Raw genomic sequence first — 15918 nt, 5'->3', positions numbered from 1 at the left:
AACGCACCTGAACCGGGGCTGAGGATTTGCTGAAAACAAGTAAAAACGGCTTCGCCGGCCTTGGGCACGGCGGCACACGTTTTGTATCGCGCGATCGGATGAGGATGAAGGAGGTCTTATTCTTTTCCTGTCTGATCGTTCAAGTAAAAACGGCTCCCCCGGCCTTATGCACGGCGGCACACGTTTTGTATCGCGCGATCGGATGAGGATGAAGGAGGCCAACAAAAAAAGGCCGCATCAATGTCGAATATACGACATTGACGCAGCCTTTCCCGGATCTTCCGCTAGCGCTGGTCCGCAACCAGCAGTGCCGCTCCGATCGCGCCCGCTTCCTTGCCCAGGATCGGGCTGGCGAAGCGAACGCCCGTCGTCATGGACGAGATGCCCCGATCGGCGAGCGCTTCCTTCATCGGCTCCAGCAACGGCGCGCCGATCCCCGCCGCTCCCCCGCCGATCACGATGACCTCGGGATTCATAACATGAATGATGCTGACCAGTCCGTTGCCCAGAGCGCTCCCCGCCTCTCTGAGGGCTTGCAGGGCCAGCTCGTCTCCCTCCGTCGCCGCTTCCGCCGCGTGGCGGGACGTCATTGCGCCCCCGGCCGCTTTCGCCAGCAGCGCCGAAGCCTTGGCCGGATATGCGGCAGCCAGCTCTGCCGCCCTTCGGCCGATCGCCGTACCGGAGGCGTATAGCTCCAGGCAGCCGACATTGCCGCATAGGCAGCGGGGTCCGTTCATATCGACGGTAATATGGCCCAACTCGCCGGCGCTGTTGTCTCTGCCGCGAATTAATCGGCCGGAGCTGATGATGCCTGCTCCGATTCCGGTGGATACGGTGACATAAACGCAATGCTGCGTTCCCTTGCCCGCGCCGACCGCCCATTCGCCGTAGGCGGCCGCGTTGGCGTCGTTCTCCAGATTAACCGAAACCCCGAACGCCTCCTCCAGCCGCTTGCCGAGAGGGACGTCGCTCCAGCCCAGATTCGAAGCATAGGCGACAATGCCGTCGCGCGCGTTTAACGTGCCCGCAGTCGCAACGCCGATACTTTCCAACTGATGGGATGAAGACAAGCAATCCCGCAGCAAGCCGATGATCTTCGAGATAACGGCCTCGGAGCCCTCCTGCGCTTGCGTCGGAGTCTCTGCCTGATTGACGACAGCGCCTTGCTCGTTCAGTACGACCGCAAGAATTTTCGTGCCGCCCAGATCGATCCCGGCATACACCTTATTTTTCTCCATTCGAATAACCTCCAGGCCCACCCAGATCAGGTGCGCGAAATAGATCATGAAGCATCAAGGTCGCCGCTCCGCGCAAAGCCGCCTGCTCTCCGTACTTGGCCGTCAGAACCCTGTCGCTCGTGAACCTCAGCGGGAACGGAGAAGCATCCAGCGCCTCCCGAAGCCGACTCGTAAGCTTCGCGGAGCGATTAAGCCAGCCTGCGAGAACGACGACCTCCGGACTGGCGAGGCTGACCGAAACGGCGATCATTCGGAGCGTCTCATGCAGGATCCGTTCGAAGATCGGCTCCAGCCACGGCTCGCCCCGTTCATAGCGGACAAGCAGCTCTTCGAAATCTCCGGGAGCCTTCACGCCTTGTTCTACGGCCTTCCTTTGGCAATCCGCCAGAATATACGGACGGGTCAGCACGGTCTCCAGGCAGCCTCGTTGGCCGCAATTGCAGCGCTCGCCCTGCGGATCGACGACAAGATGGCCCAGCTCCCCGGCTCCTCCGCGAAAGCCCGAATGCACCTGCGAGCGTACGATGATGCCCGCGCCGACCCCTTCGTGAATCGTAAAATAAATCAGGCTCTCCTTATCCTTGCCCGCTCCCGAATAATGCTCCGCAAAAGCGGCGGCATTGGCATCGTTGACGATCCGGACCGGAACGCCCGGGAAGCCGGCTTCGACCGCTTCTCCCAGCTTTAATTGGGCAAGCCGCAGCGTGCTGGAGAAAAGCACCGTCTTCCCGTTTTCGTCGACAATCCCGGGCACGGAGACGCCGATGCCTTTCAGCCGCGCCGGGTTCACGGTCTCGACCCGTTGCATGCAGCTCTTGATCGCCGCCTGCACTTGCTGCGCCAGAGGCTCGTCATTCGGACGATAAGGCGTTCTATACTCCGCGACGGGCTCGCCATACAGATTCAACACCGTGCAAACCATTTCCGCTTTGCCCAGGGCAACCCCCGCGACGCAGCCTCCATTCTTGTCGATTTGCAGCGAGATGGCCTTCCGTCCCGCTCCAGCCGAGGGTTTCTCCCCAACCTCCTGCACGTAGCCGCTCCCAATAAGCTCTTCTACCAAGGCGGACACCGTCGCCGGACTGAAGCCCGTTCGCTTCGTCAGCTCGGCCCTAGTGAGGCGTCCCTCGCGGTGGATCAGGTGCAGGACGGTGGCCAGATTCATCTCTTTCATCAGCTGCAAATTCGCTTTCAAGCGCACGATAAGGACATCCCTCCGGTTTTCCCCAGAATTATTTCACTCACTGAAATAATTATCTCAAGATTATTATAGCCGCATGGGAAGGCCGGGAACAAGTCTTTTCCGTCGCTTTTGAACCGGGGAAGCAATTGCTCTATAATAAGCGATAGGAATAATCGTCTTATTCCCCGTCTGATCTGTTTAATACGCTATGCATTCGAAAGGAGCATGTAAATGAGCCCAACGGTTGCCCAACATCTGCAAGATTCAGTGAAGCTGAACAACGGCGTTCAGATGCCGTGGTTCGGACTCGGCGTGTTCAAGGTACAAGAAGGCCGGGAAGTCATCGATTCCGTAAAAACCGCAATCAAGCACGGCTATCGGAGCATCGATACCGCCGCCGTCTATAAGAACGAGGAAGGCGTCGGACAAGCTTTGGCCGAAGCGATTCAACAATATTCCGTGCCGAGGGAGGACATCTTCGTCACCTCGAAAGTATGGAATGCCGATCAGGGCTTCCAGACGACCTTGGACGCATTCGACCTTAGCTTGAAGAAGCTGGGCCTCGACTACCTGGATCTCTATCTCGTCCACTGGCCCGTCAAAGGAAAATACAAAGAAACCTGGAAAGCGCTGGAGCAGCTCTACAAGTCGGGCAAGGTCCGCGCAATCGGAGTCAGCAACTTCCACGTCCATCATCTGGAGGATATACTGGAGGACGCGGAATTCATTCCGGCCGTGGATCAGGTGGAGCTTCATCCTTACTTGTCGCAGGTCGAGCTGCGCGAGTACGCGCAGGCCAAAGGCATTCAGATCGAGGCCTGGTCTCCGCTCGCTCAAGGTCGCGTGCTGAACGATGCGGTCATCCAGTCCCTCGCCGCCAAATATGGCCGAACGACGGCCCAGATTGTTTTGCGCTGGAATCTGCAAAGCGGCATCGTCACAATTCCGAAATCGATTCAAGAACCGCGCATTATCCAGAACGCCGATCTGTTCGGCTTCGAGCTAAGCGCGGAGGACATGAGCCTGATCGACAATTTGAACAAAAACGAACGGGTTGGCGCGGACCCGGACAATTTTAATTTCTAAAGCCCTTTTCCTATGCCAAAAGCTCCGTTTAGCGGCTTGCAAGCCGTTAAGCGGAGCTTTCTTATTCCCGTTTATTCCCGTTTCGCTAGACGGAGACAGAGGGCGGATTCCCCGCCTTGCTGCCGATTGCGGAGGATCGCTTCGTGGAAAACCAATGTCCCGCGCACGCGCAGCCGAAGCCGGCAAGCGCAATCATGAAAGGCATGACGTCCAGCCGATACCGGATTTGAATCTCGATGAGCCCATGCAAAGCTGCATAAGCGAGCAGCACCAGCATTGGCAGATACATCGCCGGGACAAAGCCGCTGGCCCCGGTTCCATTGCCGCCATGCCGCCGGAGAAGCAGAGCAAGCATTGCCAAGCTGCCGAAGAAAGCATAGACGACGTACTGAGCGCGCTCCACTGTAGCCAAGCGAATGTTCCAGTCCGAGGAATGCGCCACCGTCCCGAGGCTCCAATAAATCGAATCGTCCGGACCGGCCCACATTAAGACCCATTTTTTCACCATTAGCGCCGCGATCTCCAGCGGGTCGGCTAATCTCTCCAGCAGAATATCCCGCTCGACCTGGTCTCTCTCCGGTCCCAATGGAAAGGCAAGGACATGGTTCGCGTCCTTCGCGTTCCATTGCCCATTCGATTCCGCGTTCAGGCCGACCATGAACTTCCAATACGGCTCCCGGCCGGCATGCAGCTTCAGCTCCGTAACCCCCGAAGCGATCAGCGAATAGGCAATGAGCTGCTGCGCGAGAAAATAGGCGGCTACGAAGGCGGTCCCTTTCACGGCCAATCTCTTCCGGAAGGAGCCGCTCCCCTCCTTCCGCTTTCTCGCCGCTTCATGCAGCCCTAGAAAAATCAAAAATACCGCAACATAGAAAGCGCCCATCGGCCGAAACGCGGAGCCAAGCGCGAAGCAAAGCGCCGCCGCGATCACGCCTCCGATCCCGCTTCTTCTTCGAGGCGCTACGGCTGCCGCGCATCCGGCCGCAAAAAACAGCGTGGAGAGATGCTGGTTCGTCAGCACCGAGCACATCAGGATGTTCGGCAGGTAGATCGCATACAGCAAGCCCGCAATCCGTCCGCTCGTCTCTCCGAACATGCTGGCCGTCATCCGATAGACGAGCCACACGGTCAGCGTCTCGCACACCGCGTTGGCCAGCTTCAGCGGCAGCAGCGATTCCCCGAACAGCCGGACGACTCCCCCCTGATACAGCGTATAACCCAGCTGATAAACCCAGCGGATATAATAATCCATAGCCGCGAACGAGAAGTCTCCCGCCGCCGCTTTAACGGCAGAATCATACATCATCTTGAAGTCCGAAGTCGGCTGCGTAGGCGTGATCCATACCCAGGCCGCCCGCAAGCCGAAAGCGCCAATCATTAGAAATACCGGAAAGCTTGGCCGCCAAGCCGGACGATTCAGCGCGCGATAGCCCAGGATCAACATCAGAGTCATGCCCAGCGCTATCCCGACAACCGGCTCAAAGTTGTTCATTCTCGTAAGGCTTGCGCCAAGCGAGAACAGGACGATCCCGGCAAAAAACACGAAGCCGCACCAGAGGAGTAGCCTCCCGACGGCTGTCGGCCCCGGCAGCTTTTCATTCATTTTATCGTTGCCTCCTCTCCGCCCTTCTGATCATGAACAAAAAAAGAAGCTCCTGTATCGGAGCTTCCACTTCATGCGGAAGGCGCGCCCGAATAGAGCAGCCCTCCGGTATTCTCCTCTGCGCAGGCCCGGGCCGTTCTCTTAAACCCCCGTGCGCCGTTTCTGGTTGTTCTGCACTTTATGGATTTGAGTTTTCATTTGTTTCGTTTGAGTGGAATAAGCGGAATTGCCGCCTTGACGCTGGGCCTGCTTCTTTCGCTCAAGAATGCGCTTGATCGCCTCGGCCTGACTCGGCTTGCTCGCTTCTCCCGTGCCGGCATCGCCCGGGCTCCTATCTTTGTCGCTCATCCAAATTCACCCCATCTATGGCTCTTCCCGTCTATTCTACAACATCCGGAGCCCCTTATGACAGCCCTTCCGTACCCTATCGCTCATCCCCGTCGCGGCTCCTCCGATAACGGTTGGTCCGATTCACTAGGGGCGACGGGCAGCTCTTCTGGATTTTCCTTTTTCTTGCCGTACTTGCGCTTTACCAGCAAAAAGATGACGACTACAGGAATGGCGATTGCGGCGATGTAGAGGGAAACATCCTTCACCATGCCCTCAGCCGTACGACCATAGTAATAGAACAGCAGGCCTACCGCATAAAACTTCACCGCGCGGCCTACCGCTGCGTAGATAAGCAGCCTCCATAGCGGGAAATTCAAGCAACCGGACAAAATCGTAAACACCTTGAAGGGGATAGGCGTGAACGAGCCGACCAATATGGCCGCTTCCCCGCTTTTCTTGAACATCCGCGTCGCCGCGTCTACCCACGATTTTTTGAGCAGCTTGTTAAGCACGGAATGCCCGAGCAGCTTGCCAATGAGGTATCCGAACGGCGTTCCAAGCAAACAAGCAATATAGCCGACAGTAGCCAGCCACAGCGCATTCGACGGATCCAGCAAGCTTAAGGGCACCTGCAAGAAAAAAGCCGGGATTGGAAAGAAGACCGCATCGACGAAAGAGTGTATGAAGAGTCCCCAAATGCCGAATTCCATCAAAGCGTCGATAATGTCATGAAACATAGATGACTGCTCCTATCCAAACGATCTGTTTATCGATTTAAGATGTTCTCCTCCTAGGTTACATGCTAACTCCATATGACTATATACTCAATTTGTTGAGGTCTAGTTTCATATTAGACTAAAGTCCGTATTTTTCCCAGTAAAGGTTGCCCATTCTTCTCGAAAAATCGCAGGATTCATTCGCGATCCCGCTCCTCGTACACGAATGCCTCCAGAAGAGAAAGCTGCGTTTCATCAAACGGCCGGGAATTGTCGTATCTGAGCATGCACGAGGCGGGCAGTCTCCACTTCGGCGTTCTGGGCGCCAGAGAACGGCTGAATTCCGACCAATTGTCCAGCTTCCATAGGTCTATTGCCGTAGACCTGTGCTCAATCCGTTGGCGGTAGGCCTCCTGGCTTGGCAGATGTACGAGCACGAGCTTCGTTTCCACCTCGGACGCGGGCACGCCGCTGCGGGCCAGTTCCCTCTCTATCCAGTCCGGATCGTCCGTTTCTTTCGTAAAAGGACCGATGACGAACGTATCGTTACCCACCCCGATATTCTCCCATGCAGCATCCATAGTGATGCGATACCCTAGATCGCGGCAAAGCCGCTTGTACTCCGGCGAATCCCGATCATCGGGATCGAGTCCGGCGAGCGTCATGAGCGCGACCGCCGCCGGTCGAAGCAGCGTATCCATATCCAGTACGACTGCGCGGCGCTTGGAGGCCAACGCCTTGGCCAACGTTGTTTTGCCCGCTCCCGCCCCTCCGACAAAGAAAACCAGCTTGGCCATATCGAATGCTCCCGTCTTGTTTGAAAATGTTGCGGCAGCCGCAAGTATATTCCGGCGAACAAGCCCATAGGCTGGAATACGGCTCATCTTCCTCAGCTCCTGCGATTACGAACTACAATCAAATCATTATTAAATTATAATAATTCTAAAATAGTATTGATTATTTATTTCTGGGCGTTATTATTATATTTAGATTAATTCTAAATCAGGAGTGATTCGATGACACACTCACCGCACAACAAATTGACGACCAGCTGGGGCGCTCCAGTCGGAGACAACCAGAACTCCATGACGGCCGGCTCGCGCGGCCCTACGCTCATTCAGGACGTGCACCTCTTGGAGAAGCTCGCCCATTTCAATCGGGAGCGTGTGCCGGAGCGCGTCGTTCACGCCAAAGGCGCAGGCGCGCACGGTTATTTCGAGGCGACGAACGATCTGTCCTCCTATACGAAAGCCTCCTTCTTGGCGAAGCCGGGCAAGCGCACGCCCATGTTCATTCGCTTCTCCACGGTGGCCGGCGAGCTGGGCTCGGCCGACACGGTGCGCGATCCGCGCGGCTTCGCCGTGAAATTCTATACCGACGAAGGAAATTACGATCTGGTCGGCAACAATACGCCTGTCTTCTTCATCCGCGACGCCATTAAGTTCCCGGACTTCATCCATACGCAAAAGCGCCATCCCCAAACCCACCTGAAAAATCCGAACGCCGTATGGGACTTCTGGTCGCTATCTCCCGAATCCCTGCATCAGGTGACCATTCTGATGTCCGACCGGGGGATTCCCGCCACTCTCCGGCATATGCACGGCTTCGGCAGCCACACGTTCAAATGGGTCAATGCGCACGGCGAGGCCGTCTGGGTGAAATACCATTTCAAGACGAATCAGGGCGTCCGGAATTTGGATGTCGACGTGGCGGCCAAGCTTGCCGGCGAGAATCCGGACTACCATACCGAGGATCTCTTCAACGCCATCGCGGCCGGGGATTTTCCTTCGTGGACGCTGTACGTTCAGATCATGCCGCTTCAGGATGCCGACACCTACCGGTTCGATCCGTTCGACGTTACGAAGGTCTGGTCCCAGAAGGACTATCCGCTGATCGAGGTCGGACAGATGGTGCTCAACCGCAATCCCGACAATTACTTCGCCGAGGTCGAGCAAGCGACGTTCTCCCCGGGATCGTTCGTGCCGGGCATCGAGGCGTCTCCCGACAAAATGCTTCAGGGCCGCCTGTTCGCCTATTCCGACGCTCATCGTTACCGCGTCGGCGCCAACCATAATTCGCTACCGATCAATCGGCCGCAATCGGAAGTGAACCACTACCAGCGCGACGGTCAAATGCGTGCCGACGGCAACGGCGGAGGCTCCGTCTATTACGAGCCCAACAGCTACGGGGGCCCTGCGCAGTCCGAGACGGCCAAGCCGGCTGCATACGAGGTATCCGGCAAAGCCGACAGCGTCGACTACGACAGCCACGATCACTACACCCAAGCGGGCGATTTGTACCGGCTGTTAAGCGAGGAAGAGCGCGCGCGCCTCGTTCGCAACATCGTCGGCGCCATGTTGCCCGTCGAGAAAGCCGAGATCAAGCTTCGGCAGATCGGCCACTTCTATAAGGCCGATCCGGAGTACGGCAGGCGGGTAGCGGAAGGGCTTGGCTTAAGCGTACCCGAGAATTGACCGCCCCTCCTCGCTTGCCTACAGAATTGAAATACGAACAGCCCGACCATGTCGGGCTGTTCGTATTTCACGGGGCGCTGCGTTTCGCCGCCCTGCCGGACTTGAACCAATGCACGAGAGCGAATGCGACGAACAGCAAGGCCCCAGCCTCGATCGCATGGTCGGCCACGTTAAGAATGCCTCCCGAGCGAACGATAAAATCCGTCACCTGCCCGAACAGAAGACGATCTATGCCGTTGCCGATGGCACCCCCGACAAGAAATCCGAAGGCGCAATCGAGCAGCTTGCCTTTCATTTCTCCGTATTTGCGGTAATACGTTACCCCGATGACAAACAGCACGGCCACGATGCCGAACAGCCTGCCGTAGCCTTGCAGCAGACTCCCTGCCATCCCGCTGTTCTCATAGCGCGTAAATTCGATTCCCCAGCAATATAAGGTTTCGCCAACCTCCATATGCATGCGAACGGCGGCTTTCGTCAGCTGGTCCAATACAACGACAACAATTGCAATGATGTAAAAGGGCATCCTGCACCTTCCTTCTTGTCCGTTATCGCTCAGCCTAAGTAAAGTATAGCTCATTTCGCTTTCGTTTGCGCGCCGCAGTCGTCAACCGTCTTGAGCGCAAATCAGCCGCCGCGCGGCCTGATTAAGGACCGCATGCGACGGCTGAACGGGTTAGATGGCGATTGCCGGAGCTTCGGCATGGCCGAATCTGACGTTGCTCATATACATCCTTCCAATAAAATCGCAATCGACATCGGCGACGATCACGATCAGATCGCGAAGCACCGTATCGGGAGCAAGCTTCTTGCCGTCGCCGATCTTGTCCAGATCAAAAGCGAGCTTGTACAGATACAGTCCGTCCGCCGTCTTCTCTCCCTGCGACAGCCGCTCCAAGGCAATGTTGCAGCTCTCCGCAGCCTGCGCCCAATAGTTAAGCTCGGGAGGCGCAAAGGCCAGATGCACCGCGATATGGCCCCTGCCGGCACGGACAGGCTTCAGGTACAGCTCCATAAAGACGTACCGATTCCCCCCTCGGGCCGCGTTGATCCCGCCAAGCACCAGACGCGCCGCCGACGCCCATCCGTCATAAGGCTTTACGTCCGGGTATGCGGCTTCCCAGGAGATCGTCTTATGACCGTCTGCATATTGGATTTCCAGAGAAGTCCGAATGCCGGATTCGGCATCCCAGTCCCAGCCGCCGCGGGTCGAATTAGCGAAATCGGCGGGAAGGCTGGGACGGCCGAGGGGAGCATGGCTTACCGGTCTGTCGACAACCGCTCTGCTCCCCGTTACGGCAATATTGTCCAAGGCTACCCATTCGGCCTGCGCCGCGCCTACGAAAAGGACAAGCTCGCTCAGTATGCCGCCCGTCCCTTCCTCCGCAACAATTGCCAGACCGGGCGCATCGTCCTTCGTGATCGCAAGCCGGGCTTTATACGCTCCGTCCGGCTGCTTTACGAACTCGGAAGGCCCGACCTGAACGGCATTAGCCGGACTGCTCCCGACAGGCTCTGCGCTTTGCAGGAGGGCCGCTATGCCCACCGTCGTCGGAGACGCGACTAGGACATCCAGCGTCAGGCGCTCCGCTCCCCGAATATCGGGTCTGTCCTCGGGACTGCCGGGAGACAGCCGCACCTCTGCCCTATAATTGCAATCCGCGCCTTCCTCGCTGGTCGCTTCTCGCGACAGCTTCAAGGCGCCATTGTCGTTCGATATCGCAATCCGCCCGTTCATGCCGACATCCCGGCTCGGCAATACCTCTGCCGTCCCCTTGTCAAAGCTCCATAAGGCAGTTGTATAGCTCTCCCGGAGCGTACGATCGATCGGCTCGTAGCGAATTCCTTTCATCCGCGCTCTCACATATTCCCCCGAGACGGTCAACTCGGCGAGCTCCCATCTCCGCTCCGGTCCCGGATCAAGAAGGACGCCTTCCTTTCGCCCGAGCTCGTAGGGTTTAAATACAGCCGAAGCCTCGTTCTTGTTCGTGAGCGACCAGTTGACCCAACTGATTTGGTGCCGATTCAGAAAATCCAGCCACGCATCGGACATTTGCAAATACGTCCCTTTCTGTCCGCTTGCGATGCTGGTTCCCCACTCGGTGACGAACAGCACCACGCCCCTCTTCAGCGCGTACCGGGCATTGCACATGACGTTCTGCCGATTGCCGCTGCCGTAGGAAGGCTGGTGCGTGCCCGCATAGAAGTGCAAAGCGTAGGCCGTATTCGCATCCGGCAGCCCCGTATTCAGATTCAGAATCGGATCGTTCGCCGCAAGATCGGGACGCTGGCTCCAGTTCGGACTTCCTACGATAATCAGATTATCGTTCCCGCTTGCTCTCAGCATCTCCACGAGCGGTTCGGCATACGCCTTGACGGCGCGCCAGCCTGCGGCATTGTTCGGAATTCCCGGCGCATTGCTGTTCGGCTCGTTGGCCAGCTCGTAGATAAGATGCTTGTTGTTCGGATAACGTCCGGAGATTTCAGCGAAGAAGTCCCTCGCTCCCTTGTAGAGCTCCGCATTCGGGTCTCCGGGCAGATGCACATGCCAGTCGACGATGACATACAGATCGTTCGCAATCGCCAGCTCGATTCCCGCAAGGACGCGCTGCAGGCTGGCTTCCGGATCTGAGGCGTACCCGTTCTCTCCGACGTACATCGTAAGTCGGATAACGTTAGCCTCCCAATCCGAGGCCAACGCCTCAAAAGCATGATCGTTCACAATTGCCGGATACCAGTGCAGGCCGTGCGTACTCATCCCTCTCAGCTGGATCGGCTTCCCGTCCGCTCCGCACAGCGTTCCGACCCCATTTTCCCGCACAATTCGCAATTCGCCCGCCTTGGAAGGCCTATCCACGTTAGCATTGCCGATGACATGTGGATGCACGGCTTCGGATTCGTCCGGCCGATAGCCGCGGCGCTCCGCCCTTCTCCATACGGCGCGCCGCGCGGCGGCAGCCGATTGATATGGGAAATGCCTGCGGATAAAAGCCGACAGCTTTCGCCCGGCAAGCTCCCCCAGTCTATAGCGCAGTTTCACGTACTCTTTCTCTCCTCCGTCATAGGTTTAACGACCGTGTGAGGTTGAGCCGCGAGGCTCGCAAAACAGCAAGCGCTTTCATTTTCATGTGGGAATAATTATGAACGGCGAGTGAAGCCTAACGATATCAATTCCCTCCTTTGCTCGCTTCGACTTATAGAAGACGTTTTCTAAAACGTAATTCAGTCGGAACGCAATTGCAAGCGCTAATTTTGTCGATATTCGTCGCCTTGCTCAAATTGCTCGTAGGACTCTTCGTTTGCGATACTCTGAATTTCCTCCGCGCCGATGCTGATATAGACGTAGCCCTCCTCCGTGTGCTTGCGGAGAGCCTTCTCCTTCATGAATCTCGGACTGCCATCTCCCGCTTCCTCGTCATATACGAGCAGTATCCCGTCCGTTTTGCGAAGCAGCAAATCATCCCTGGCCTGGAACTGCCATACCCCGCTGTAGGGCTGCTTGCTTACGCTCGCGAAATAATCCACGCCCTGGACAATCTCGCGATAATACTGCTGCTTATCCTCCTTCCATTTCTCCTCTTGCCCTGCGAACGCCGTCAGAATGGACAAGCGCAGCAGCGGATATCGACGCTTCAGCTCGATGACCGTCTCGCATGCCCACAGATCGACTCCGTATTGACCGGGGGTAATGACCCACTCTAGCCCTTCCTCCAGCAGCGGAAGCAGCCGCGACTCGATCGCTTTGCGGATATACGGAATGCCTTTGTGCTTCTGATCGAAAATGCCCAGCTCGTGAGCCCGGTAACCGGTAATCAGTAAATTTTTCATTCAGGCTCCTTGTCCGGGGATACCTACCCTTCCCATGTCTATTACACAATTATAGCATGTTCGCAAATGCTGCACTTAGTTTTCCTTGACAGGAATATTCCTTCAAAGGTATATTCAATTCGAAGGAAAACTTATTTCGAAGAAATACCAAGCTTGTATCTTAACCAAGCTTGTATCTTAAGGAGGGAATTTTAGTGACCGAAAATAACGAAATTCAGCCAGTCGCGGCGAGAGTCGGCGAGAAGGAGCTGGTGATGGAGCGCGCCTTTGATGCTCCCCGCTCGCTTGTATTCGCCGCCTTTACGAAGCCGGAGCATCTGGCGAGGTGGTGGGCGCCCGGCGGCTATACGATTCCCGTTTGCAATATCGACCTGCGTCCCGGAGGCGTCTGGCATTACTGTATGCGGTCCGCCGAGGGAGCCGAGCATTGGGCCAGAAGCGTGTATCGCGAAATCTCCCCGCCGGAGAAGCTGGTCTATACGAGCACATTCGCCGACAAGGACGGCAATGTGACGGACGATATTCCCGAGCAACTGGTCACCGTGACCTTCGAGGAGCAGGATGGACGAACGCTTCTGACGACCCGCTACCAGTTCGCTTCGGAAGAAGCGCTGCAAGAGACGCTGGCGATGGGCTTGAAGCAAGGCTACACGGAAACCCTGAACAGTCTCGCCCGCCTGTTGGCCACGATCAACGGCTGACCGAACGTTTTATAGTTAGACCCGCAGGCCGTCGGAGCAATCCGGCGGCCTGTTCGTCTGGTCGAGACAGGATACGACATTGAGTGACATTAAGAAGGGCGCGATGTAAAATGAAGTATACGAAGGTATTTCCTTCTCCTATCCGATTAAGGAGGTCACCGTCATGCAATTCGTCAGCAACCTGAACCTCACCGACCCTACGCTTAATCTGGCGCTTGAGGAGTACATATTGCGTTCTCTTCCCGATGAGAACGATTACTTGCTGTTCTACATCAACGAGCCGTCGATCATCATTGGCAAAAACCAGAACACCGTGGAAGAGATCAATGCCGAATACGTAGAGCGCAACGGCATCCATGTCGTGCGCAGACTTTCCGGAGGAGGCGCGGTGTACCACGATCACGGCAATTTGAATTTCAGCTTCATCCGTAAGGACGACGGCCAGTCGTTCCACAACTTCAAGAAGTTCACCGAGCCGGTCGTAGCGGCGCTTCGCGCATTGGGCGTCGATGCGGAGCTGACCGGGCGCAACGATCTGCAGGTCGGAGAGCGGAAAATATCCGGCAACGCGCAATTCTCGACCAAGGGCAAAATGTTCAGTCATGGTACGCTGCTGTTCGATTCCGAGATCGAGCATGTCGTCTCCGCCCTCAAGGTCAACGCGGAGAAATACAGCTCCAAGGCGACCAAGTCCATTCGCAGCAGAGTCGCGAACATTGCGGAATTTCTGAAGAAACCGATGACCATCGAGCAATTCCGCGAAAATCTGCTCACATCGCTCTTCGCAGGCGAGAAAGTCATTCCCGAATATAAGCTGACGGACACGGATTGGGCCAATGTGCGCAAGCTGGCGGACGAGCGTTACCGGAGCTGGGAATGGAACTATGGCCGTTCTCCCGCCTTTAACGTGCGGCAGACCAAACGGATCGAAGGTGCAGGAACCTTCGACCTCCGGCTGCAGATCGAGGACGGCGCAATTGTCGACGCGACGCTCTACGGCGATTTCTTCGGCCGGGGCGACAGCTCGGAATTGACGGCCAAGCTTGTCGGCGCCCGCTATGAAGCGGCAGCGCTGAGCCAACTGCTCGATGAAATCGACCTTGCTTATTACTGCGGTCCTGTTACGAAGGAGCAATGGCTGGATTTGATGCTGTAACCTCCGCATCGTGACGTTTACGCGCGGCTGCCCGTCCGTCTTCCGCATTGCAGGATTTTCATGGCGATGATCGCATACTTCCAAGAGGTGCCCAAGGATGAAGTCTCGATTCCGGCTTAAGCTGACACTCGCTCTGCTGCTCTTCTCTCTCCTGATATCGACAACGCTGGTTCTGACCGACCATCTGCGAGTGCGAAAGCAAATGATACAGAACACGGAAGAGCAATTGGAACTGAACGAGAAGCAAATTCTTCGCGCGTTAGACACGATCGACAAAGCCTATTATCTCTTCGGCGAGGACACTGCGGAGGACATGAAGAAGGCTTCTTATGCGTTAAGGAGCAACTACGAGCGGAGTCCGGACCTTGAAGGATGGGATTTCGAGGCGCTCAAGCGGACGCTTGGCTTCGATATTTACATGATCGATGAACGCAATACCATCACTTACAGCAGCTTTCCACAAGACAGGGGCATGAATTTTAACGAATGCTGCGGCAGGCTTGCGAAAATCCTGGACGAGAGACGGGCTTCCGGCGAATTTTTTCACGACGGCATCGATCTGGAGCAGAATACCGGCTTGCTCAAAAAATACAGCTATCTTGCGACGGCGGACAAAAAGTACATTATTCAGCTCGGCTTCTCGCTCTCCGATAACGCCATTTTTCGGGAATTCAACTTTTTTGACACTATCGACGAGCTTAACCGCAGCAACCCTTCCTTTAACGCAATTCATGTCCTGAACACGGCCGGCTGGGCGCTTGGAGGCCCGTCCGCTCGCAGCGATTCCATTACGGGAGAAAGAAGATCCGCCTTCGAGCGCACGCTGGCCTCCGGAGAAACGACCGAATGGCGCGGAAGGTGGGAGAACGAGCCCGCCGTATACCGATATGTGAATTATGCCTCGAAGTACGACGCCGGGTCGACGCGAAGCAAGGTCGTCGAAATCATCTATAACGAGAAAAACCTGCAGCAGCTGCTTAAAGACAATCGCCGGATGTTTGCCATTAAATTGCTCGTGATATCCCTGATTGCCATGGGCTTATCCCTTCTCATCGCCCGCTGGGTAGCCAAGCCGATGCATATGGCCTTTCACGACAGCCTGACGGGTTTGAAAAATCGGGCCGCCTTCGAGGAGATGCTGCCCTCCGTATTGAAGGAGCAGAGAACGGCCGGCGTCGGGCTCCTGATGATTGATTTGGACAATTTCAAGGCCGTTAACGATCGGCTCGGACATGATCGGGGAGATCATCTGCTGCGCAGCATCGCGAGCGGAATTCAACGCTCGGCCGGCAAGTCCGATGTCGCATTCCGGCTGGGGGGCGACGAATTCGTCCTGCTTCTGCCCTCGACCACGCCGGATGAAGCCATAGCCGCCGCCTCCAGAGTTCTGAGCTTTGCTTCCCAGTCGATCCACGACGGGGCCGGCTCTCTGCAAGGGGAAATTACGGTCAGCATCGGAATCGCCCTTGCGTCCGAATCGGGGTTGGATGCCCAGCAGCTATGCAAAAATGCCGATATCGCCATGTACGAATCCAAGGCGCAAGGCAAGAACAGATACTTTCTCTACTCTCCCCCCTCCAGCTCCGATTAACAATAAGGGCGA

General features: G+C 56.5%; 14 protein-coding genes. 5 read left to right on the top strand and 9 right to left on the bottom strand.

All coding sequences use genetic code 11. From position 1 onward, the window contains the following. Positions 1–284 precede the first annotated feature (284 nt). Positions 285–1238, bottom strand: coding sequence for an ROK family protein (locus ACFO1S_RS26565; protein ID WP_204604193.1), 954 nt, complete (start codon positions 1236–1238; stop codon positions 285–287). Continuing rightward, a complete protein-coding gene (locus ACFO1S_RS26560; protein WP_204604192.1) occupies positions 1225–2439 on the bottom strand; it encodes an ROK family transcriptional regulator in 1215 nt (404 codons plus the stop codon). Before ACFO1S_RS26560 ends, ACFO1S_RS26565 begins: the two co-directional genes overlap by 14 nt. A gap of 213 nt (positions 2440–2652) precedes the next feature. Here ACFO1S_RS26560 and ACFO1S_RS26555 point away from each other — a divergent pair, with 213 nt between their 5' ends. Beyond that, positions 2653–3507: an aldo/keto reductase gene (locus ACFO1S_RS26555; RefSeq protein WP_204604191.1), complete on the top strand. Its 855-nt coding sequence runs from the start codon at positions 2653–2655 to the stop codon at positions 3505–3507. Between the two features lie 85 nt (positions 3508–3592). Here the strand turns inward: ACFO1S_RS26555 and ACFO1S_RS26550 are convergent, their stop codons facing one another. The 4 genes from ACFO1S_RS26550 to ACFO1S_RS26535 all read right to left on the bottom strand — a co-directional run bounded on the left by ACFO1S_RS26550 (position 3593) and on the right by ACFO1S_RS26535 (position 6953). Continuing rightward, positions 3593–5110 (bottom strand): glycosyltransferase family 39 protein, encoded by a 1518-nt coding sequence (locus ACFO1S_RS26550; protein ID WP_204604190.1) that lies wholly within the window; start codon positions 5108–5110, stop codon positions 3593–3595. A gap of 141 nt (positions 5111–5251) precedes the next feature. Further along, positions 5252–5458, bottom strand: coding sequence for a hypothetical protein (locus tag ACFO1S_RS26545; protein ID WP_204604189.1), 207 nt, complete (start codon positions 5456–5458; stop codon positions 5252–5254). Between the two features lie 83 nt (positions 5459–5541). Beyond that, a complete protein-coding gene (locus ACFO1S_RS26540) occupies positions 5542–6177 on the bottom strand; it encodes a YqaA family protein (RefSeq protein WP_204604188.1) in 636 nt (211 codons plus the stop codon). Positions 6178–6353: 176 nt separating this feature from the next. Further along, complete coding sequence (locus tag ACFO1S_RS26535; protein WP_204604231.1) at positions 6354–6953, bottom strand: P-loop nucleotide/nucleoside kinase family protein; 600 nt, start codon at positions 6951–6953, stop codon at positions 6354–6356. Positions 6954–7172: 219 nt separating this feature from the next. Here ACFO1S_RS26535 and katA point away from each other — a divergent pair, with 219 nt between their 5' ends. Beyond that, positions 7173–8630, top strand: a complete 1458-nt coding sequence (gene katA / locus ACFO1S_RS26530; protein WP_204604187.1) for a catalase — start codon at positions 7173–7175, stop codon at positions 8628–8630. A gap of 67 nt (positions 8631–8697) precedes the next feature. Here katA and lspA read toward each other — a convergent pair whose 3' ends face one another. The 3 genes from lspA to ACFO1S_RS26515 all read right to left on the bottom strand — a co-directional run bounded on the left by lspA (position 8698) and on the right by ACFO1S_RS26515 (position 12458). Continuing rightward, a complete protein-coding gene (lspA, locus tag ACFO1S_RS26525) occupies positions 8698–9156 on the bottom strand; it encodes a signal peptidase II (protein WP_204604186.1) in 459 nt (152 codons plus the stop codon). A 150-nt stretch (positions 9157–9306) separates the two neighbouring features. Beyond that, positions 9307–11670, bottom strand: coding sequence for a carbohydrate-binding domain-containing protein (locus ACFO1S_RS26520; protein ID WP_204604185.1), 2364 nt, complete (start codon positions 11668–11670; stop codon positions 9307–9309). Positions 11671–11876: 206 nt separating this feature from the next. After that, the gene (locus ACFO1S_RS26515) at positions 11877–12458 is read right to left on the bottom strand and encodes an SLOG family protein (RefSeq protein ID WP_204604184.1); all 582 of its coding nucleotides are present in this window, start codon (positions 12456–12458) and stop codon (positions 11877–11879) included. 194 nt (positions 12459–12652) lie between these two features. On the opposite strand from ACFO1S_RS26515, the gene ACFO1S_RS26510 reads away from it, so the two are divergent. The 3 genes from ACFO1S_RS26510 to ACFO1S_RS26500 all read left to right on the top strand — a co-directional run bounded on the left by ACFO1S_RS26510 (position 12653) and on the right by ACFO1S_RS26500 (position 15906). Continuing rightward, positions 12653–13159, top strand: a complete 507-nt coding sequence (locus ACFO1S_RS26510; RefSeq protein ID WP_378127873.1) for an SRPBCC domain-containing protein — start codon at positions 12653–12655, stop codon at positions 13157–13159. Positions 13160–13322: 163 nt separating this feature from the next. Further along, on the top strand, positions 13323–14315 hold the full coding sequence (locus ACFO1S_RS26505) for a lipoate--protein ligase (protein ID WP_204604183.1): 993 nt from the start codon (positions 13323–13325) through the stop codon (positions 14313–14315). Positions 14316–14412: 97 nt separating this feature from the next. After that, a complete protein-coding gene (locus tag ACFO1S_RS26500; RefSeq protein WP_204604182.1) occupies positions 14413–15906 on the top strand; it encodes a GGDEF domain-containing protein in 1494 nt (497 codons plus the stop codon). Positions 15907–15918: the final 12 nt, after the last annotated feature.

Origin of the sequence: Cohnella boryungensis (assembly GCF_042651945.1) — a bacterium.
GTDB lineage: Bacteria > Bacillota > Bacilli > Paenibacillales > Paenibacillaceae > Cohnella > Cohnella boryungensis.
This window is presented reverse-complemented; position numbering and strand designations above follow the sequence as displayed.

What these genes read in the sequence shown, in the direction of transcription:
- lspA (WP_204604186.1), bottom strand. Translation starts at nt 9,156, where the DNA reads ATGCCCTTTTACATCATTGCAATTGTTGTCGTTGTATTGGACCAGCTG.
- ACFO1S_RS26500 (WP_204604182.1), top strand. Translation starts at nt 14,413, where the DNA reads ATGAAGTCTCGATTCCGGCTTAAGCTGACACTCGCTCTGCTGCTCTTC.
- ACFO1S_RS26540 (WP_204604188.1), bottom strand. Translation starts at nt 6,177, where the DNA reads ATGTTTCATGACATTATCGACGCTTTGATGGAATTCGGCATTTGGGGA.
- ACFO1S_RS26515 (WP_204604184.1), bottom strand. Translation starts at nt 12,458, where the DNA reads ATGAAAAATTTACTGATTACCGGTTACCGGGCTCACGAGCTGGGCATT.
- ACFO1S_RS26565 (WP_204604193.1), bottom strand. Translation starts at nt 1,238, where the DNA reads ATGGAGAAAAATAAGGTGTATGCCGGGATCGATCTGGGCGGCACGAAA.
- ACFO1S_RS26550 (WP_204604190.1), bottom strand. Translation starts at nt 5,110, where the DNA reads ATGAATGAAAAGCTGCCGGGGCCGACAGCCGTCGGGAGGCTACTCCTC.
- ACFO1S_RS26505 (WP_204604183.1), top strand. Translation starts at nt 13,323, where the DNA reads ATGCAATTCGTCAGCAACCTGAACCTCACCGACCCTACGCTTAATCTG.
- ACFO1S_RS26545 (WP_204604189.1), bottom strand. Translation starts at nt 5,458, where the DNA reads ATGAGCGACAAAGATAGGAGCCCGGGCGATGCCGGCACGGGAGAAGCG.
- ACFO1S_RS26535 (WP_204604231.1), bottom strand. Translation starts at nt 6,953, where the DNA reads ATGGCCAAGCTGGTTTTCTTTGTCGGAGGGGCGGGAGCGGGCAAAACA.
- ACFO1S_RS26555 (WP_204604191.1), top strand. Translation starts at nt 2,653, where the DNA reads ATGAGCCCAACGGTTGCCCAACATCTGCAAGATTCAGTGAAGCTGAAC.
- katA (WP_204604187.1), top strand. Translation starts at nt 7,173, where the DNA reads ATGACACACTCACCGCACAACAAATTGACGACCAGCTGGGGCGCTCCA.